Annotated in this window: 12 protein-coding genes; 7 read left to right on the forward strand and 5 right to left on the reverse strand. The window is 68.1% G+C overall.

The window, feature by feature from the left end; genetic code table 11:
- Positions 1-56: 56 nt before the first annotated feature.
- Both ACSX1C_RS00185 and thiS read right to left on the reverse strand, forming a co-directional pair.
- Entirely contained in the window at positions 57-854 is a 798-nt protein-coding gene (locus tag ACSX1C_RS00185) for a thiazole synthase (protein WP_439887717.1), read from the reverse strand.
- Between the two features lie 37 nt (positions 855-891).
- Complete coding sequence (thiS, locus tag ACSX1C_RS00190; protein ID WP_439889454.1) at positions 892-1092, reverse strand: sulfur carrier protein ThiS; 201 nt, start codon at positions 1090-1092, stop codon at positions 892-894.
- A gap of 308 nt (positions 1093-1400) precedes the next feature.
- Between thiS and ACSX1C_RS00195 the strand changes: the two genes are divergently transcribed.
- Positions 1401-2789, forward strand: coding sequence for an aminotransferase family protein (locus tag ACSX1C_RS00195; protein WP_439887718.1), 1389 nt, complete (start codon positions 1401-1403; stop codon positions 2787-2789).
- Between the two features lie 221 nt (positions 2790-3010).
- Positions 3011-4483 (forward strand): PLP-dependent aminotransferase family protein, encoded by a 1473-nt coding sequence (locus tag ACSX1C_RS00200; protein WP_439887719.1) that lies wholly within the window; start codon positions 3011-3013, stop codon positions 4481-4483.
- A 22-nt stretch (positions 4484-4505) separates the two neighbouring features.
- Here ACSX1C_RS00200 and ACSX1C_RS00205 read toward each other — a convergent pair whose 3' ends face one another.
- Positions 4506-5762, reverse strand: a complete 1257-nt coding sequence (locus ACSX1C_RS00205; protein ID WP_439887720.1) for a mechanosensitive ion channel family protein — start codon at positions 5760-5762, stop codon at positions 4506-4508.
- Positions 5763-5971: 209 nt separating this feature from the next.
- Here ACSX1C_RS00205 and ACSX1C_RS00210 point away from each other — a divergent pair, with 209 nt between their 5' ends.
- Positions 5972-6388 carry a DUF6491 family protein gene (locus ACSX1C_RS00210; RefSeq protein ID WP_439887721.1) on the forward strand — a complete coding sequence of 139 codons (417 nt, stop codon included), beginning with the start codon at positions 5972-5974 and terminating at the stop codon, positions 6386-6388.
- 29 nt (positions 6389-6417) lie between these two features.
- On the opposite strand, the gene ACSX1C_RS00215 is transcribed toward ACSX1C_RS00210, so the two are convergent.
- Positions 6418-7242: a peptidoglycan DD-metalloendopeptidase family protein gene (locus ACSX1C_RS00215; RefSeq protein WP_439887722.1), complete on the reverse strand. Its 825-nt coding sequence runs from the start codon at positions 7240-7242 to the stop codon at positions 6418-6420.
- Between the two features lie 54 nt (positions 7243-7296).
- Positions 7297-8676, reverse strand: a complete 1380-nt coding sequence (gene xseA / locus ACSX1C_RS00220) for an exodeoxyribonuclease VII large subunit (protein ID WP_439887723.1) — start codon at positions 8674-8676, stop codon at positions 7297-7299.
- A gap of 106 nt (positions 8677-8782) precedes the next feature.
- Between xseA and ACSX1C_RS00225 the strand changes: the two genes are divergently transcribed.
- From ACSX1C_RS00225 to ACSX1C_RS00240, 4 genes are all read left to right on the forward strand, one after another.
- Positions 8783-9334 (forward strand): sugar ABC transporter ATPase, encoded by a 552-nt coding sequence (locus ACSX1C_RS00225; protein WP_439887724.1) that lies wholly within the window; start codon positions 8783-8785, stop codon positions 9332-9334.
- A gap of 129 nt (positions 9335-9463) precedes the next feature.
- Positions 9464-10933, forward strand: coding sequence for an IMP dehydrogenase (gene guaB / locus ACSX1C_RS00230; protein WP_318642993.1), 1470 nt, complete (start codon positions 9464-9466; stop codon positions 10931-10933).
- Positions 10934-11070: 137 nt separating this feature from the next.
- The gene (gene guaA / locus ACSX1C_RS00235; protein WP_439887725.1) at positions 11071-12651 is read left to right on the forward strand and encodes a glutamine-hydrolyzing GMP synthase; all 1581 of its coding nucleotides are present in this window, start codon (positions 11071-11073) and stop codon (positions 12649-12651) included.
- A gap of 178 nt (positions 12652-12829) precedes the next feature.
- The gene (locus ACSX1C_RS00240; protein ID WP_439887726.1) at positions 12830-14200 is read left to right on the forward strand and encodes a multicopper oxidase family protein; all 1371 of its coding nucleotides are present in this window, start codon (positions 12830-12832) and stop codon (positions 14198-14200) included.
- Positions 14201-14202: the final 2 nt, after the last annotated feature.

Consider the following 14202-nt stretch of genomic DNA (forward strand, 5'->3'; position numbering starts at 1 on the left):
GTCGGCTTGCTGGGTTACGCCGCTACGCGGCTGACCCACCCTACGGGAGCGGCGGTTCACAGGAACAGTCCGCTCAGGGGCGAGGAGGCGTCGCCGCCGAGGCGCCGCGGCATGCGTCCGGCCAGGTAGGCCTCGCGCCCGGCCTCGACCGCCTTGCGCATCGCCCGGGCCATGCGCACGGGCTCGCGGGCGCGGGCGATGGCGGTGTTCATCAGCACGCCGGCGCAGCCCAGCTCCATGGCGATGGCGGCATCCGAGGCGGTGCCGACGCCGGCATCGACGATGACCGGCACCTTGGCGTTCTCGACGATCAGGCGGATGTTGTAGGGGTTGCGGATGCCCAGGCCGGAGCCGATGGGCGCGCCCAGGGGCATCACCGCCACGCAGCCGAGCTCCTCCAGGCGGCGCGCCACCAGGGGGTCGTCGCTGCTGTAGACCATCACCTTGAAGCCCAGCTCGACCAGCTGGCGGGCGGCGACCAGGGTCTCGCCGATGTCCGGGTAGAGGGTCTGGGCGTCGCCGAGCACCTCCAGTTTCACCAGGTCGTGGCCGTCCAGCAGCTCGCGCGCCAGCAGGCAGGTGCGCACCGCGTCCTTGGCCGTGTAGCAGCCGGCGGTATTGGGCAGCAGGGAATAGCGCTCGGGGGCGATGGCGTCGAGCAGGTTGGGCTGGCCGGCGTCCTGGCCAAGGTTGCTGCGGCGCACGGCGAAGGTGACGATCTGCGCGGCGCTGGCCTCCACCGCCGCGCGGGTCTCGGCCAGGTCGGCGTAGTGGCCGGTGCCGACCAGCAGGCGCGAGGCGAAGGCCTGGCCGGCAATGAACAGCGGATCGGGTGCTGGGGTCGCGTGGGTCATGGGAGGCTCCGGGTCGGGTGGGGAAGGGGGCTGCCGCTCAGCCGCCGCCGATGGCGTGGACTATCTCGAGGCGGTCGCCCTGTTGCAGGCGCACCGCCCCGTACTGGCTGCGGGGCACCACGTCGAGGTTGTGCTCGATGGCCAGGCGCCGGGCGTGCAGGTCCAGGCGGACCAGCAGTTGCGCCAGGCTGATGCCCTCCGGGAGCCGCTCGGTGGTCCCGTTGATCTGCACTTCAATCATCCGCCTCTCCTGGAATCGGGCTGCGTGGCTGTCGTGCCTGCATGGTTGGGGCATCGGGGGGTGCCCTTGAAGGGCCAGTCGCGGCCGCGGCACTGGTCCAGCGCCGGGCCGGGGCTGGCATCACGGCCGGGCGACAACTGGTTCTAACTGCGTCTGCGGCTTGCTCTTAGTTTCGTCGACAAGGGTGGCGGGGCGCGTGCCGCAGCGCGATGCGGAGTGCCGTCGCCGCCGTCGACCTATCGGTGTCTGGAGTTGCTCTCCTGCCCGGCGGCCCACAATAAAAATGCTCCAGTCAGGAGGTAAGCATGAACAGCACAGCTCACGAACTCGATGCAGCCGAGGCCTTGGCCAGCGACCGCGCCCACGTCTGGCATCACCTGTCCCAGCACAAGCCGCTGGAGCAGAACGACCCCCTGATGATCGTCAAGGGCAAGGGCATGCGGGTCTGGGACGCCAAGGGCAACGAGTACCTGGATGCGGTCTCCGGCGCGGTATGGACCGTCAATGTCGGCTACGGCCGCGAGAGCATCGCCGATGCGGTGCGCGAGCAGCTGGTGACCATGAACTACTTCGCCAACACCGCCGGCAACATTCCCGGAGCGCTGTTCGCCAAGAAACTGATCGAGAAGATGCCGGGCATGAGCCGGGTCTACTACTCCAACTCCGGATCCGAGGCCAACGAGAAGGCCTACAAGATCGTGCGGCAGATCGCCCACAAGAAGTACGGCGGCAAGAAGCACAAGATCCTCTTCCGCGAGCGCGACTACCACGGCACCACCATCACCGCCCTGAGCTCCACCGGCCAGTTCGAGCGCAAGAACCAGTACGGCCCCTTCACCCCGGGCTTCGTCGAGTTCCCGCACTGCTGCGAATACCGCTCGCAGTTCGGCGATGTCGCCGACTACGGCGTGCGTGCCGCCCTGGAGATGGAGCGGGTGATTCTCGCCGAAGGGCCGGACACCGTCGGCGCCGTGGTGCTCGAGCCGATCACCGCCGGCGGCGGGGTGATCACCCCGCCGGCCGGCTACTGGGAGACCATCCAGGCGATCTGCAAGAAGTACGACATCCTCCTGCACATCGACGAGGTGGTCTGCGGCCTGGGCCGCACCGGCAAGTGGTTCGGCTACCAGCACTACGGCATCCAGCCGGACATCGTCACCATGGCCAAGGGCGTGGCCAGCGGCTACGCGGCGATCTCCTGCACCGTGACCACCGAGGCGGTGTTCGAGGCGTTCAAGGGCGAGGCCGACGACCGCATGGGCTACTTCCGCGACATCAGCACCTTCGGCGGCTGCACCGCCGGCCCGGCGGCGGCGCTGGAGAACATGCGCATCATCGAGGAGGAAGGCCTGCTGGAGAACGTCACCCAGATGGGCGAGTACTTCCTGGGCCGCCTGCGCGAGCTGCAGGACAAGTACCAGGTGATCGGCGACGTGCGCGGCAAGGGCCTGTTCTGCGGCCTGGAGCTGGTCAAGGATCGCGCCACCAAGGAGCCGGTGGCCGAGGGCCTGCCGATGGCCATCGCCGCCGACTGCATGCGCCAGGGGGTGATCATCGGGCGCACCAACCGCAGCTTCGAGCAGTACAACAACACCCTGTGCTTCAGCCCCGCGCTGATCGCCACCCAGGCCGAGCTGGACACCATCATCGCCGCCCTGGACAGCGCCTTCGGCCGCCTGGCGCCCAACGCCTGATAGCGGGCCGCGGGTGCGCAGCCGGGCTCCCCACCCCAGGTGGGCGGCCCGGCTTTTGCCGTGTCCGGGTGAACCGGGGCGCGCGTTGCCGATGGTCTTACCCAGGCTGTTGTTGCTAGTCTGCGGCGCAGGTGTCGCGCACGCGACAGTCCGCGCATTGTGAAGGCGTTGGCCGCGCTAGGGTGGGCCAACGTTCGTCGTCCTTTCAGCCGAGGCCATCCATGTTCCAGCTGTTCCACCTGTCAGCCGCAAAAGCCACCAGTCTGCAGCAGCAGCTGCGCGAGCAGATCGCCCAGGCCATCCTCAACGGCAATATCCCGCTGGATACGGCGCTGCCCTCCAGCCGCAAGCTGGCCAAGCAGCTGAGCATCGCCCGCAATACCGTGGTGCTGGCCTACGAGCACCTGCTCGACGACGGCTACCTGCTGGCCCGCGAGCGCAGCGGCTACTACGTCAACCCGGACATCCTCGCGCGCAAGGTGGAGACCCCGGCGACGGCGACGGCGACGGATGCCGCCGAGGGCAGCGCGCCGGACTGGTCGCGGCGCCTGGTGGTGCAGCCCTCGCAGCAGCGCAACATGAGCAAGCCGCGGGACTGGCAGAAGTACCAGTACCCCTTCATCTACGGCCAGTTCGACCCGGCCCTGTTTCCCACGGCCAACTGGCGCGAATGCTGCCGCGATGCGGTGAGCATCCCGGCGATCCGCGATTGGGCCTCGGACCGCTTCGACAACGACGATCCGCTGCTGATGGAGCAGATCAGGACCCGCCTGCTGCCGCGGCGCGGGGTCTGGGCCTCGCCCGAGCAGATCCTGGTCACGGTCGGCGCCCAGCATGCCCTGTACATGCTGGCGCGCCTGCTGCTGCGCCCCGACAGCCTGATGGGCATCGAAGATCCGGGCTACATGGACATCCGCAACATCGCCGCGCTCAACCCCTCGCGGCTCCAGCCGCTGGCGGTGGATCAGCACGGCCTGGTGCTCAGCGACGCGCTGAACGCCTGCGACCTGATCTACACCACCCCCAGCCACCAGTGCCCGACCACCGTGACCATGCCGCTGGAGCGCCGCTACGAACTGTTGCGCCGGGCCAACCAGCACGACTTCCTGATCATCGAGGACGACTACGAGAGCGAGACCAACTTCAAGGCCAACCCGATCCCGGCGCTCAAGAGCCTGGACAGCAACGACCGGGTGCTCTACGTCGGCAGCCTGTCGAAGACCCTGGCGCCGGGCCTGCGGGTCGGCTATCTGGTCGGCCCGGAGGCGCTGATCCGCGAGGCGCGGGCGTTGCGCCGGCTGATGGTGCGGCATCCGGCGGCGAACAACCAGCGCTCGGTGGCGCTGTTCCTCGAGCGCGGCTACCACGACGCCCTGATCATGAGCCTGATGCGCGCCTACCAGGAGCGCCACGAGCAGATGGGCGAGGCCCTGCACGAGTATCTGCCGGAGTCGTCCCAGGAACCGAGCTTCGGCGGCTCCTGCTACTGGGTCCAGGGGCCGGCCGGCCTGGATGCGCGGCAGCTGCAGAAGGAGGCCGCGGCCCAGGGCATCCTCATCGAGCCGGGCGATATCCATTTCTGCGGCGACAACCCGCCGCTCAACTACTTCCGCCTCGGCTATTCCTCGATTGCCACCGAGCGCATCCGCCCGGGCGTCAAGCTGCTCGCCGAGCTGATTCAGCGCCTCTGCTGACCTTCGTGTCGGCCAGTGTTCGTTAGGGCCGCGTCGCGGGTGCAGCGCTGCGTCCCAGCTCGCGCATGTCCACCCCGCTGGGATGCTGGAACACGCGCAGGCCGAACTCCGGCAGCAACGCCAGCAGGTGGTCGAAGATGTCGGCCTGGATGCTTTCGTAGCGGCCCCAGGCCGTGGTGTTGGTGAAGCAGTAGAGCTGCAGCGGCAGGCCGTCGGCGGTCGGGCTGAGCTGGCGCACCAGCTGGGTCATCTGCTGGTGGATGTCGGGGTGCTGGCGCAGGTAGTGCTCGACGTAGGCGCGGAAGGTGCCGAGGTTGGTCAGGCGGCGGGTGTTGGCCGGCTCCTCGCCGGCCTCGGCCAGGGCGCTGTTCCAGCTGCGTAGCTCGCTCTGCTTGTGCTGCAAGTAGTCGCCGAGCAGGCGGAAACGTCCCAGACGCTCGATCTGCTCCGGCTCGAGGAAGGCGATGCTGGTCTGATCCAGGTACAGGTTGCGCATGATGCGTCGGCCGCCGCACTCCTGCATGCCGCGCCAGTTCTTGAACGGGTCGGTGATGAAGCGTCGGGTCGGGATGGTCGAGATGGTCTTGTCCCAGTTCTGCACCTTGACCGTGTGCAGGGCGATGTCGATCACGTCGCCATCGGCGTTCAGCTGCGGCATCTCCACCCAGTCCCCGACGCGGATGATGTCGCTGGAGGTGATCTGCACGCTGGCCACCAGCGACAGCAGGGTGTCCTGGAAAATCAGCATGAGCACCGCGGCCATGGCGCCGAGGCCGGACAGCAGGATCAGCGGCGAGCGGTCGATCAGGGTGGCGACCATCAGGATCGCCGCGACGGCGAACAGGGCGATCTTCAGTACCTGCAGGTAGCCCTTGATCGGCCGTAGATGGGCGTCGCGGCGCAGGTTGTAGAGCGTGTTGGCGATGTCCAGCAGGGTGCTCAAGGCCAGCGCGACGGTCAGCACGATGAAGGCGCTGCTGACGTTGACCACCACCGTGCCCACGGCAGCGGGCAGGTGGGGTACCAGGCCGATACCGGCGGAGATGATCAGTGCCGGCACTATATTGGCCAGGCGCTTGATCAGTTCGTTGTCGAGGTGCTGGGCATTACGCCCCAGGGCGGTGGCGTCGATCAGGCGGCACAGGGCGCGCACCAGTATGCGCTTGACCAGCCAGTTACCCAGCCAGGCGCTCAGCAGCAACAGGCCCAGGCCGATCAGGCTGTACAGCTCGGGGTAACGTTCCAGCCACTCGAGGGCGGTGGCGTAGTGATCTGTCATGGCGGTCCTCGCGCGTTTCGTGGGCTGGTCGCGTATTTCTGGCGCCCCGAATCGGGAGTAGGCTAGTGCTTGTGAGGGCACCAAAAGGCGATGAGGGCGCACCTTAGCAAACCGACTGCCCATTTACCTGCGCGGTTTTCTTTCGTTGCGTGTCGGGACGCCGCCTCTGGTCGCTCGATCCCTTCGGCCGGCCGGTGAGGAGGCGCGCTATGCACACGCCATGGGGATTCAGCGTGCTTCTCGGGGTTCTGCTGCTCACGGCGTGCGCCCAGCAGATGCGGTGGGATGAGAGCCTGCCGCTGGAGGCGCGCCTGGCTCTGCTCGGCTGGCGCCAGGGGGAAGCGGTCGAGTCGGTCTGGCGGGGCGATATCGACGGCTGGCAGTATCTCGACAAGCGCCATATGGTGCTCGGCACCGGGCCGGGCCGCTCCTATCTGGTCGAGTTCGCCTACCCCTGCCATAACCTGAGCTTCAGCAACCCCATCGGCTACAGCACCACGGTCGGCGCCCTGACCGCTCTGGACAGGATCGTGTCGATCGACTCCGCGGGCACCCCGGCCTACTGCCTGATCGATGGGATCTACCGGCTGGAGAGGATGCCGGAGGTCGAGGCGGGTGAGACTTGAGCGCGCTTCGAGGCCCTGCCCCTCTCGTTTTAGGGCTTGAAGGCGCCGATAAAGATTGCCGGGTCGATGCGCGCATCGTTGAGGCTGACATTCCAGTGCAGATGCGGCCCGGTGGCCCGGCCGGTGGCGCCGACCTTGCCCAGCACGGCGCCGCGGGGGAGTTCGTCGCCCAGCTTCACGTCGATGGCCGAGAGGTGGCAGAACATGCTGATCAGGCCCTGGCCGTGGTCGACGAACACCGTCTTGCCGTTGAAGAAATAGTCGCCGAGCAGGATCACCCGGCCGGCCGCCGGCGCCCTGACCGGGGTGCCGCGCGCGGCGGCGAAATCCAGGCCCGAATGCGGATTGCGCTCTTCGCCGTTGAAGAAGCGGCGCAGGCCGAAGGGGCTGGACAACGGCCCGTCCACCGGTCGGTCGAACAGCAGGTTGCTCGGCTGGCGCGGGCTGAACTGGCGGTAGGCGCGGGTCTGTTCGGCCAGCTCGTGCTCGATGCGCTTGAGGTTGGCCGGGTTGGGGGTGACCTGCTGCTGATTCTTCAGGGTGATGCGTTGCTCGGCGTAGTGGCGGTTGTCGACCTGGAAGCTCAGGCGGCGCTGGCCGTCGACCTCGATCTGCTGGCTGCCGGGGCGGACGCTCAGCGGCAGGCCGACGATGGCGATCCAGCGCTGGCCGTCCTCGTGGATCACCAGCAGCGGCTTGCCCTGGTAGGTGGCGCGTGGCGCCGTGGTGGCCGGGCCGAGATCGACCACGGCGACCCCGCCCGGCACGGGCTTGTTCAGCAGGCGGGTGATGAACCCCTCGGCCTGGGCGGGCAGGGCGAGCAGGAGGGCAATAAGGAGGGGGATGAGGCGCATGGTTCTTTCCCGAAGTAGGGTGGATGGGGCTTTATCCGTCTACCGGCTCGATCATCAATCCAGCAGCGACAGGGTCGCCGGCTGCACATGGTTGTCCTCGACCCGTACGTCCAGCTCGCCCTCGCCCAGGCGGGCCTTGAGGCGCTGGCCCGGGTGGGTGTCGCCGGCCCGGCGGATGGCCCGGCCGTGTTCGTCGAGGAGGATGCTGTAGCCGCGGCCCAGTGTCGCCAGCGGGCTGACCACGTTGAGCGTCTGCACCTGGCTGTGCAGCTGCAGGCGGCGTTCCTTGAGCCCCTCGCGCATGGCCCGCGGCAGGCGCTCGGCGAGGCTGGCCAGGCGCTGGCGCAGCAGCTGCAAGGCGCGCTCCGGGTGCTGGCCGGCCAGGTGGGTGTGCAGGCGGGCCAGGCGCTCGCGGCGATCATTGAGGCGGCGCTCGACCGCGCGCTGCAGGCGCATCTCCAGGTCGTCCAGACGTTGCGCCTGCTGGCGCAGGCGCTCGCCGGGGTGGCGCATACGCCGGCGCAGGCCGTCCAGGCGCATGTGTTCGCGGGCCAGGCGGCCCTGGATGTACAGCTGCAGGCGGCGCTGCAGGCTGTTGAGGCGCTGCACCAGTTCGCTCGAGTCCGGGGCCAGCAGTTCGGCGGCGGCCGAGGGGGTCGGGGCGCGCACGTCGGCGACGAAGTCGCTGATCGAGACGTCGGTCTCGTGGCCCACGGCGCTGACGATGGGCGTCTGGCTGGCGGCGATGGCGCGGGCCACGACTTCCTCGTTGAAGCACCAGAGGTCTTCCAGGGAGCCGCCGCCACGGGCCAGGATCAGCGCATCGAAACCGGCGCGGTCGGCCAGTTGCAGGGCGCGGACGATCTGGCCGGTGGCCTCGCGGCCCTGCACGGCCGTGGGTACCAGGCACAGTTCGACCAGGGGCGCGCGGCGCCGGAATACACTGACGATGTCCCGAATCACCGCGCCGGTGGGCGAGCTGACGATGCCGATGCGCCGCGGATGGGCGGGCAGGGCGCGCTTGCGTTCGGCGGCGAACAGGCCCTCGGCGGCCAGTTTCTCCTTGAGCGCCTCGAAGGCCAGGCGCAGGGCGCCGTCGCCGGCCGGCTCGAGCGCATCGACGATCAGCTGGTAGTCGCCGCGGCCCTCGAACAGCGAGACCCTGCCGCGCACCTTGACCGCCAGGCCGTCGCGCAGGGCCTGGCGCACCCGCGCGGCGTTCTGCCGGAACAGCGCGCAGCGCACCTGGGCCTGGCTGTCCTTGAGGGTGAAATAGAGGTGCCCGGAGGCCGGCTTGGCCAGGTTGGAAATCTCGCCCTCGACCCAGACGCTGGCGAACACGTCCTCCAGCAGTCGGCGGGCGCGGTTGTTGAGCTGGCTGACGCTGAGCACCTCGCGGTCGAGGCCCAGGCGCTGGAAGGGGTCTGTGATCATGGCCGGCATGATAAAGGCTTTGCCCGGCCGACCATAGGCCGGCGGCCTTGACCTCGCCGCCGTCGTCGGTAAGCTGCGCGGCTTTTCCTTCTGGGCGGGGCGGCGCATGGCCGAGCAGCAGAGCATTGTGGTGCCACGGATCTCCAGCTTTCCCGGGCACGAGGCGCGGGCCCGGGCGACGCTGCGCTGGCTGGTGCAGCAGAACGTGGTCGAGGAGCGCCTGAGCACCTGCGGCGGCCTGGGCAACCGCATGGCCCACGCCATCGCCCCCGGTGCGCGGCGGGTGGTCGAGCACCCGCAGCTGCTGCCCTTCGCCCGGCCGAGCAACGGCCTGGAGGTCATCGGCAAGCGCTGCATCTACACCCCCACCCGGGACTTTCTCGAGGAGGCCGGCTGCCCCGAGTGCCGCCAGGAGGTCGGCGAGGCGCTGTTCGACAGCCTGGAGGCGTGGATGCCGGGGCACACCGATAACTTCGCCTGTCCCGAGTGCGGCTTCGAGGACGACATCAACGGCTTCCTGTTCCTGCTGCCCTGCGCCTTCTCCAACCTGGGCTTCGTCTTCAACAACTGGGGCGCGGCGGGCTTTCGCCGGGACTTTCTCGACGAGTTCGCCGCGCGCCTGGGTTATCCGGTCTCGCTGATACAGGTTGACTTGTGAGTCAGATTGGCGACGTTATCCGCCAGTCTCTCGACGAACCGCGTGGCTGAGCGATTCTTTGCATTGAGTGGGCGGGGGAGCCTGGGTATAATGGCGCGCTTCCAATTTTCCCGTCTGGGAGCCCCCGCCATGCTGCGTATCAGTCAAGAAGCCCTTACCTTCGACGACGTTCTACTTATTCCTGGTTATTCCGAAGTTCTGCCGAAGGATGTCAGCCTCAAGACTCGCCTGACCCGTGGCATCGAGCTGAATATCCCCCTGCTGTCCGCCGCCATGGACACCGTCACCGAGGCGCGCCTGGCCATCGCCATGGCCCAGGAAGGCGGCATCGGCATCATCCACAAGAACATGACCATCGAGCAGCAGGCTGCCGAGGTGCGCAAGGTCAAGAAGTTCGAGGCCGGCGTGGTCAAGGACCCGATCACCATCGAGGCCGACGCGACCGTCCGCGACCTGTTCGAACTGACCCGGCAGAACAACATCTCCGGCGTGCCGGTGCTGTCCAACGGCGACCTGGTCGGCATCGTCACCTCCCGCGACGTGCGCTTCGAGAACCGCCTGGACGCCCTGGTGCGCGAGGTGATGACGCCCAAGGAGCGCCTGGTCACGGTCAAGGAAGGCGCCGACAAGGAAACCGTGCGCGAGCTGCTGCACAAGCACCGCATCGAGAAGGTGCTGATCGTCGACGACGCCTTCGCCCTCAAGGGCATGATGACCGTCAAGGACATCGAGAAGGCCAAGGCCTACCCGCTGGCCAGCAAGGACGACCAGGGGCGCCTGCGCGTCGGCGCCGCGGTCGGCACCGGCGCCGACACCGGTGACCGGGTCGCCGCGCTGGCCGCCGCCGGCGTCGACGTGATCATCGTCGACACCGCCCACGGCCACTCCAAGGGCGTGATCGATCGCGTGCGCTGGGTCAAGCAGAACTTCCCCGAGGTCCAGGTGATCGGCGGCAACATCGCCACCGGCGACGCTGCCAAGGCCCTGGTCGAGGCCGGCGCCGACGGCGTCAAGGTCGGCATCGGGCCGGGCTCGATCTGCACCACGCGCATCGTCGCCGGCGTCGGCGTGCCGCAGATCAGTGCGGTGGCCAACGTCGCCGCCGCCCTGGCCGGCAGCGGCGTACCGCTGGTCGCCGATGGCGGCATCCGCTTCTCCGGCGACCTGTCCAAGGCCATAGTCGCCGGTGCCTCGGCGGTGATGATCGGCTCCATGCTGGCCGGCACCGAAGAGGCGCCGGGCGAGGTCGAGCTGTTCCAGGGGCGCTCCTACAAGGCCTACCGCGGCATGGGCTCGCTGGGCGCCATGGCCCAGGCCCAGGGTTCCTCGGACCGCTACTTCCAGGACTCCTCCGCCGGTGCCGAGAAACTGGTGCCCGAGGGCATCGAAGGCCGCGTGCCCTACAAGGGCGCCATGGCGGCCATCGTCCACCAGCTGATGGGCGGCCTGCGCGCCTCCATGGGCTACACCGGCTGCGCCAGCATCGAAGAGATGCGCACCAAGCCGGAGTTCGTGCGCATCACCGGCGCCGGCATGGCCGAGTCCCATGTGCACGACGTACAGATCACCAAGGAAGCCCCGAACTACCGGGTCGGTTGATTCGCTGTAGGGTGGATGACGGCCTGGCCTTATCCACCATCGCGCAGGTGGACAGGCGCGCCATGCGTCTTCCACCCTACGCACGGGGCTGGTTACCAGCCCCGTGTCATTTGTGAATTCCGCTACGAGAGACGGCCATGGCCCATCCTGATATTCACGCCCACCGCATCCTGATCCTGGATTTCGGTTCCCAGTACACCCAGCTGATCGCCCGTCGCGTGCGCGAGATCGGCGTGTATTGCGAGTTGCACCCCTTCGACATGAGCGACGAGGACATCCGCGCCTTCGCCCCGCGCGGCATCATCCTCGCCGGCGGCCCGGAGTCGGTGCATGCGGCCGACAGCCCGCGGGCGCCGCAGGCGGTGTTCGATCTCGGCGTACCGCTGCTGGGCATCTGCTACGGCATGCAGACCATGGCCGAGCAGCTCGGCGGCAAGGTGCAGGGTTCGGATCTGCGTGAATTCGGCTACGCCCGCGTCGACGTGGTCGGCAAGGGCCGTCTGCTCGACGGCATCGAAGACCATGTCGACGACGACGGCGTGTTCGGCCTGGACGTGTGGATGAGCCACGGCGACAAGGTCACCGCCTTGCCGCAGGGCTTCCACATCCTCGCCAGCACCCCGAGCTGCCCGATCGCCGCGATGTCCGACGACGAGCGTCGTTACTACGGCGTGCAGTTCCACCCGGAAGTGACCCACACCAAGCAGGGCGGTCGCATCCTCTCGCGCTTCGCCCTGGAAATCTGCGGCTGCGCGGCGCTGTGGACGCCGTCGAACATCGTCGAGGACGCCATTGCCCAGGTGCGCGCCCAGGTCGGCAGCGCCAACGTGCTGCTGGGCCTGTCCGGCGGTGTCGACTCTTCGGTGGTCGCGGCCCTGCTGCACCGTGCCATCGGCGATCAGCTGACCTGCGTGTTTGTCGACAACGGCCTGCTGCGCCTGCACGAGGGTGAGCAGGTGATGGCCATGTTCGCCGAGAACATGGGGGTCAAGGTGATCCGCGCCAACGCCGAGGCGCAGTTCCTCGGCAACCTGGCCGGCGAGGCCGACCCGGAGAAGAAGCGCAAGATCATCGGCCGCACCTTCATCGACGTGTTCGATGCCGAGGCCAGCAAGCTGCACGACATCAAGTTCCTCGCCCAGGGCACCATCTACCCGGACGTGATCGAGTCGGCCGGCGCCAAGACCGGCAAGGCCCACGTGATCAAGAGCCACCACAACGTCGGCGGCCTGCCGGAGGAGATGAACCTCAAGCTGGTCGAGCCGCTGCGCGAGCTGTTCAAGGACGAGGTGCGCAAGATCGGCCTGGAGCTGGGACTGCCCTACGACATGGTCTACCGCCACCCGTTCCCGGGCCCCGGTCTGGGCGTGCGCATCCTCGGCGAGGTGAAGAAGGAGTACGCCGACCTGCTGCGTCGCGCCGACCACATCTTCATCGAGGAGCTGCGCAACTTCGACTGGTACCACAAGACCAGCCAGGCCTTCGTGGTGTTCCAGCCGGTCAAGTCGGTCGGCGTGGTCGGCGACGGCCGCCGCTACGCCTGGGTCGTGGCCCTGCGGGCGGTGGAAACCGTCGACTTCATGACCGCACGCTGGGCACACCTGCCCTACGAGCTGCTGGAGAAGGTCTCCAACCGCATCATCAACGAGATCGAAGGCATCTCCCGCGTCACCTACGACGTGTCGAGCAAGCCGCCTGCCACCATCGAGTGGGAGTGATCTGAGCGATAAGGGCAGCCGAGGCTGCCCTTATCGCATCTGCGCGCCGCTGCGGCATTCGGCCCCGCTCATGCGGGTCGCCGGTGCCGTCGTTTAAATGAGAAAATATTGCAATAGATGGCCCTGACCCGATCGGGGCGATGCTGTCCCGGCGCTCGTCCGGGTTAGGGAAGCGAATATGGCATTTAGCCGCAGACAGATTCTCGCCGGCCTGGCCGGCCTCGGCGTCGCAGGCCTCGGTGCCGGCGGCGTGCGCTATTGGTTGGGGCGGCCGCGGGTCCCGGCCGAATACGACTACGAGTTGATCGCCGCGCCGCTGGACGTGGAGCTGGTGCCGGGGCACCCGACCCCGGCCTGGGCTTACGGCGGCCAGGCGCCGGGGCTGGATATTCGCGCCAAGCAGGGCGAATGGCTGCGGGTGCGCTTCATCAACCGCCTCGAGGTACCGACCACCATCCATTGGCACGGCATCCGCTTGCCGCTGGAGATGGACGGCGTGCCCTATGTCTCGCAGTTGCCGGTGCTGCCGGGCGAATACTTCGACTACCGGTTCAGGACGCCGGACGCCGGCAGCTTCTGGTACCACCCGCATACCGCCAGCAGCGAACAGCTGGGGCGCGGCCTGGTCGGTCCGTTGATCGTCGAGGAGCGCGAGCCGAGCGGTTTCGCTCACGAGCGCACGCTCAGCCTGAAGAGCTGGCATGTCGACGGCCAGGGTGCCTTCACCGCCTTCAGCGTGCCGCGGGAGGCGGCACGCGGCGGTACGCCGGGCACCCTGAGCACGGTCAATGGCGTGCACGCGCCGACCCTGGAGCTGCCGGCCGGGCAGGTGGTGCGCCTGCGTCTGATCAACCTGGACAATACCCTGACCTATCGCCTCAATCTGCCGGGCGTCGAGGCGCGTATCTATGCTCTGGATGGCAATCCGGTGACGCCGCGGCCGCTGGGGAAAGGTTACTGGCTGGGGCCGGGGATGCGCATAGAGCTGGGGCTCAGGGTGCCGGCGGCGGGCGCCGAGTTGTCTCTGCGCAACGGTCCGCTGCGCCTGGCCACCTTGCGTGCGGCGGCCTCTGCCGAGGCGCCGGGCGACTGGCCGCCGGCCCTGCCGGCCAACCCCATCGCCGAACCGGACCTGACCGCCGCCGAAACCCTGCGTTTCAACTTCGAGTGGGTCGGCGCGGTGTCGGTGGGGGTGGAGCAGGGTGCCGCACCCAGCTTCTGGCAGATCAACGGCCAGGCCTGGGATATCAACGACAAGACCTGCGCCGATCGGCCCATTGCCCGGCTGCAGCTGGGCAAGAGCTATGTCTTCGAGTTGCGCAACATGACCCAGTACCAGCACCCGATCCACCTGCACGGCATGACCTTCAAGGTGCTCGCCTCCAATCGCAAGCGCATCGAGCCCTACTACACGGACACCTACCTGCTGGGCAAGAACGAGCGGGCGCGCATCGCCCTGGTCGCCGATAATCCGGGGGTGTGGATGTTCCATTGCCATGTCATCGACCATATGGAAACCGGTCTGATGGCCTCTATCGAGGTGGCTTGAGC

The sequence above is a fragment of the Pseudomonas sp. MBLB4123 genome, assembly GCF_051904775.1.
In the GTDB taxonomy this organism is placed as follows: Bacteria; Pseudomonadota; Gammaproteobacteria; order Pseudomonadales; family Pseudomonadaceae; genus Aquipseudomonas; species Aquipseudomonas benzenivorans_B.

Coding starts and splice junctions, on each gene's coding strand:
- guaA (WP_439887725.1), top strand. CDS start 11,071: ATGGCCCATCCTGATATTCACGCCCACCGCATCCTGATCCTGGATTTC.
- ACSX1C_RS00200 (WP_439887719.1), top strand. CDS start 3,011: ATGTTCCAGCTGTTCCACCTGTCAGCCGCAAAAGCCACCAGTCTGCAG.
- ACSX1C_RS00225 (WP_439887724.1), top strand. CDS start 8,783: ATGGCCGAGCAGCAGAGCATTGTGGTGCCACGGATCTCCAGCTTTCCC.
- guaB (WP_318642993.1), top strand. CDS start 9,464: ATGCTGCGTATCAGTCAAGAAGCCCTTACCTTCGACGACGTTCTACTT.
- xseA (WP_439887723.1), bottom strand. CDS start 8,676: ATGATCACAGACCCCTTCCAGCGCCTGGGCCTCGACCGCGAGGTGCTC.
- ACSX1C_RS00195 (WP_439887718.1), top strand. CDS start 1,401: ATGAACAGCACAGCTCACGAACTCGATGCAGCCGAGGCCTTGGCCAGC.
- ACSX1C_RS00215 (WP_439887722.1), bottom strand. CDS start 7,242: ATGCGCCTCATCCCCCTCCTTATTGCCCTCCTGCTCGCCCTGCCCGCC.
- ACSX1C_RS00210 (WP_439887721.1), top strand. CDS start 5,972: ATGCACACGCCATGGGGATTCAGCGTGCTTCTCGGGGTTCTGCTGCTC.
- ACSX1C_RS00185 (WP_439887717.1), bottom strand. CDS start 854: ATGACCCACGCGACCCCAGCACCCGATCCGCTGTTCATTGCCGGCCAG.
- ACSX1C_RS00240 (WP_439887726.1), top strand. CDS start 12,830: ATGGCATTTAGCCGCAGACAGATTCTCGCCGGCCTGGCCGGCCTCGGC.
- ACSX1C_RS00205 (WP_439887720.1), bottom strand. CDS start 5,762: ATGACAGATCACTACGCCACCGCCCTCGAGTGGCTGGAACGTTACCCC.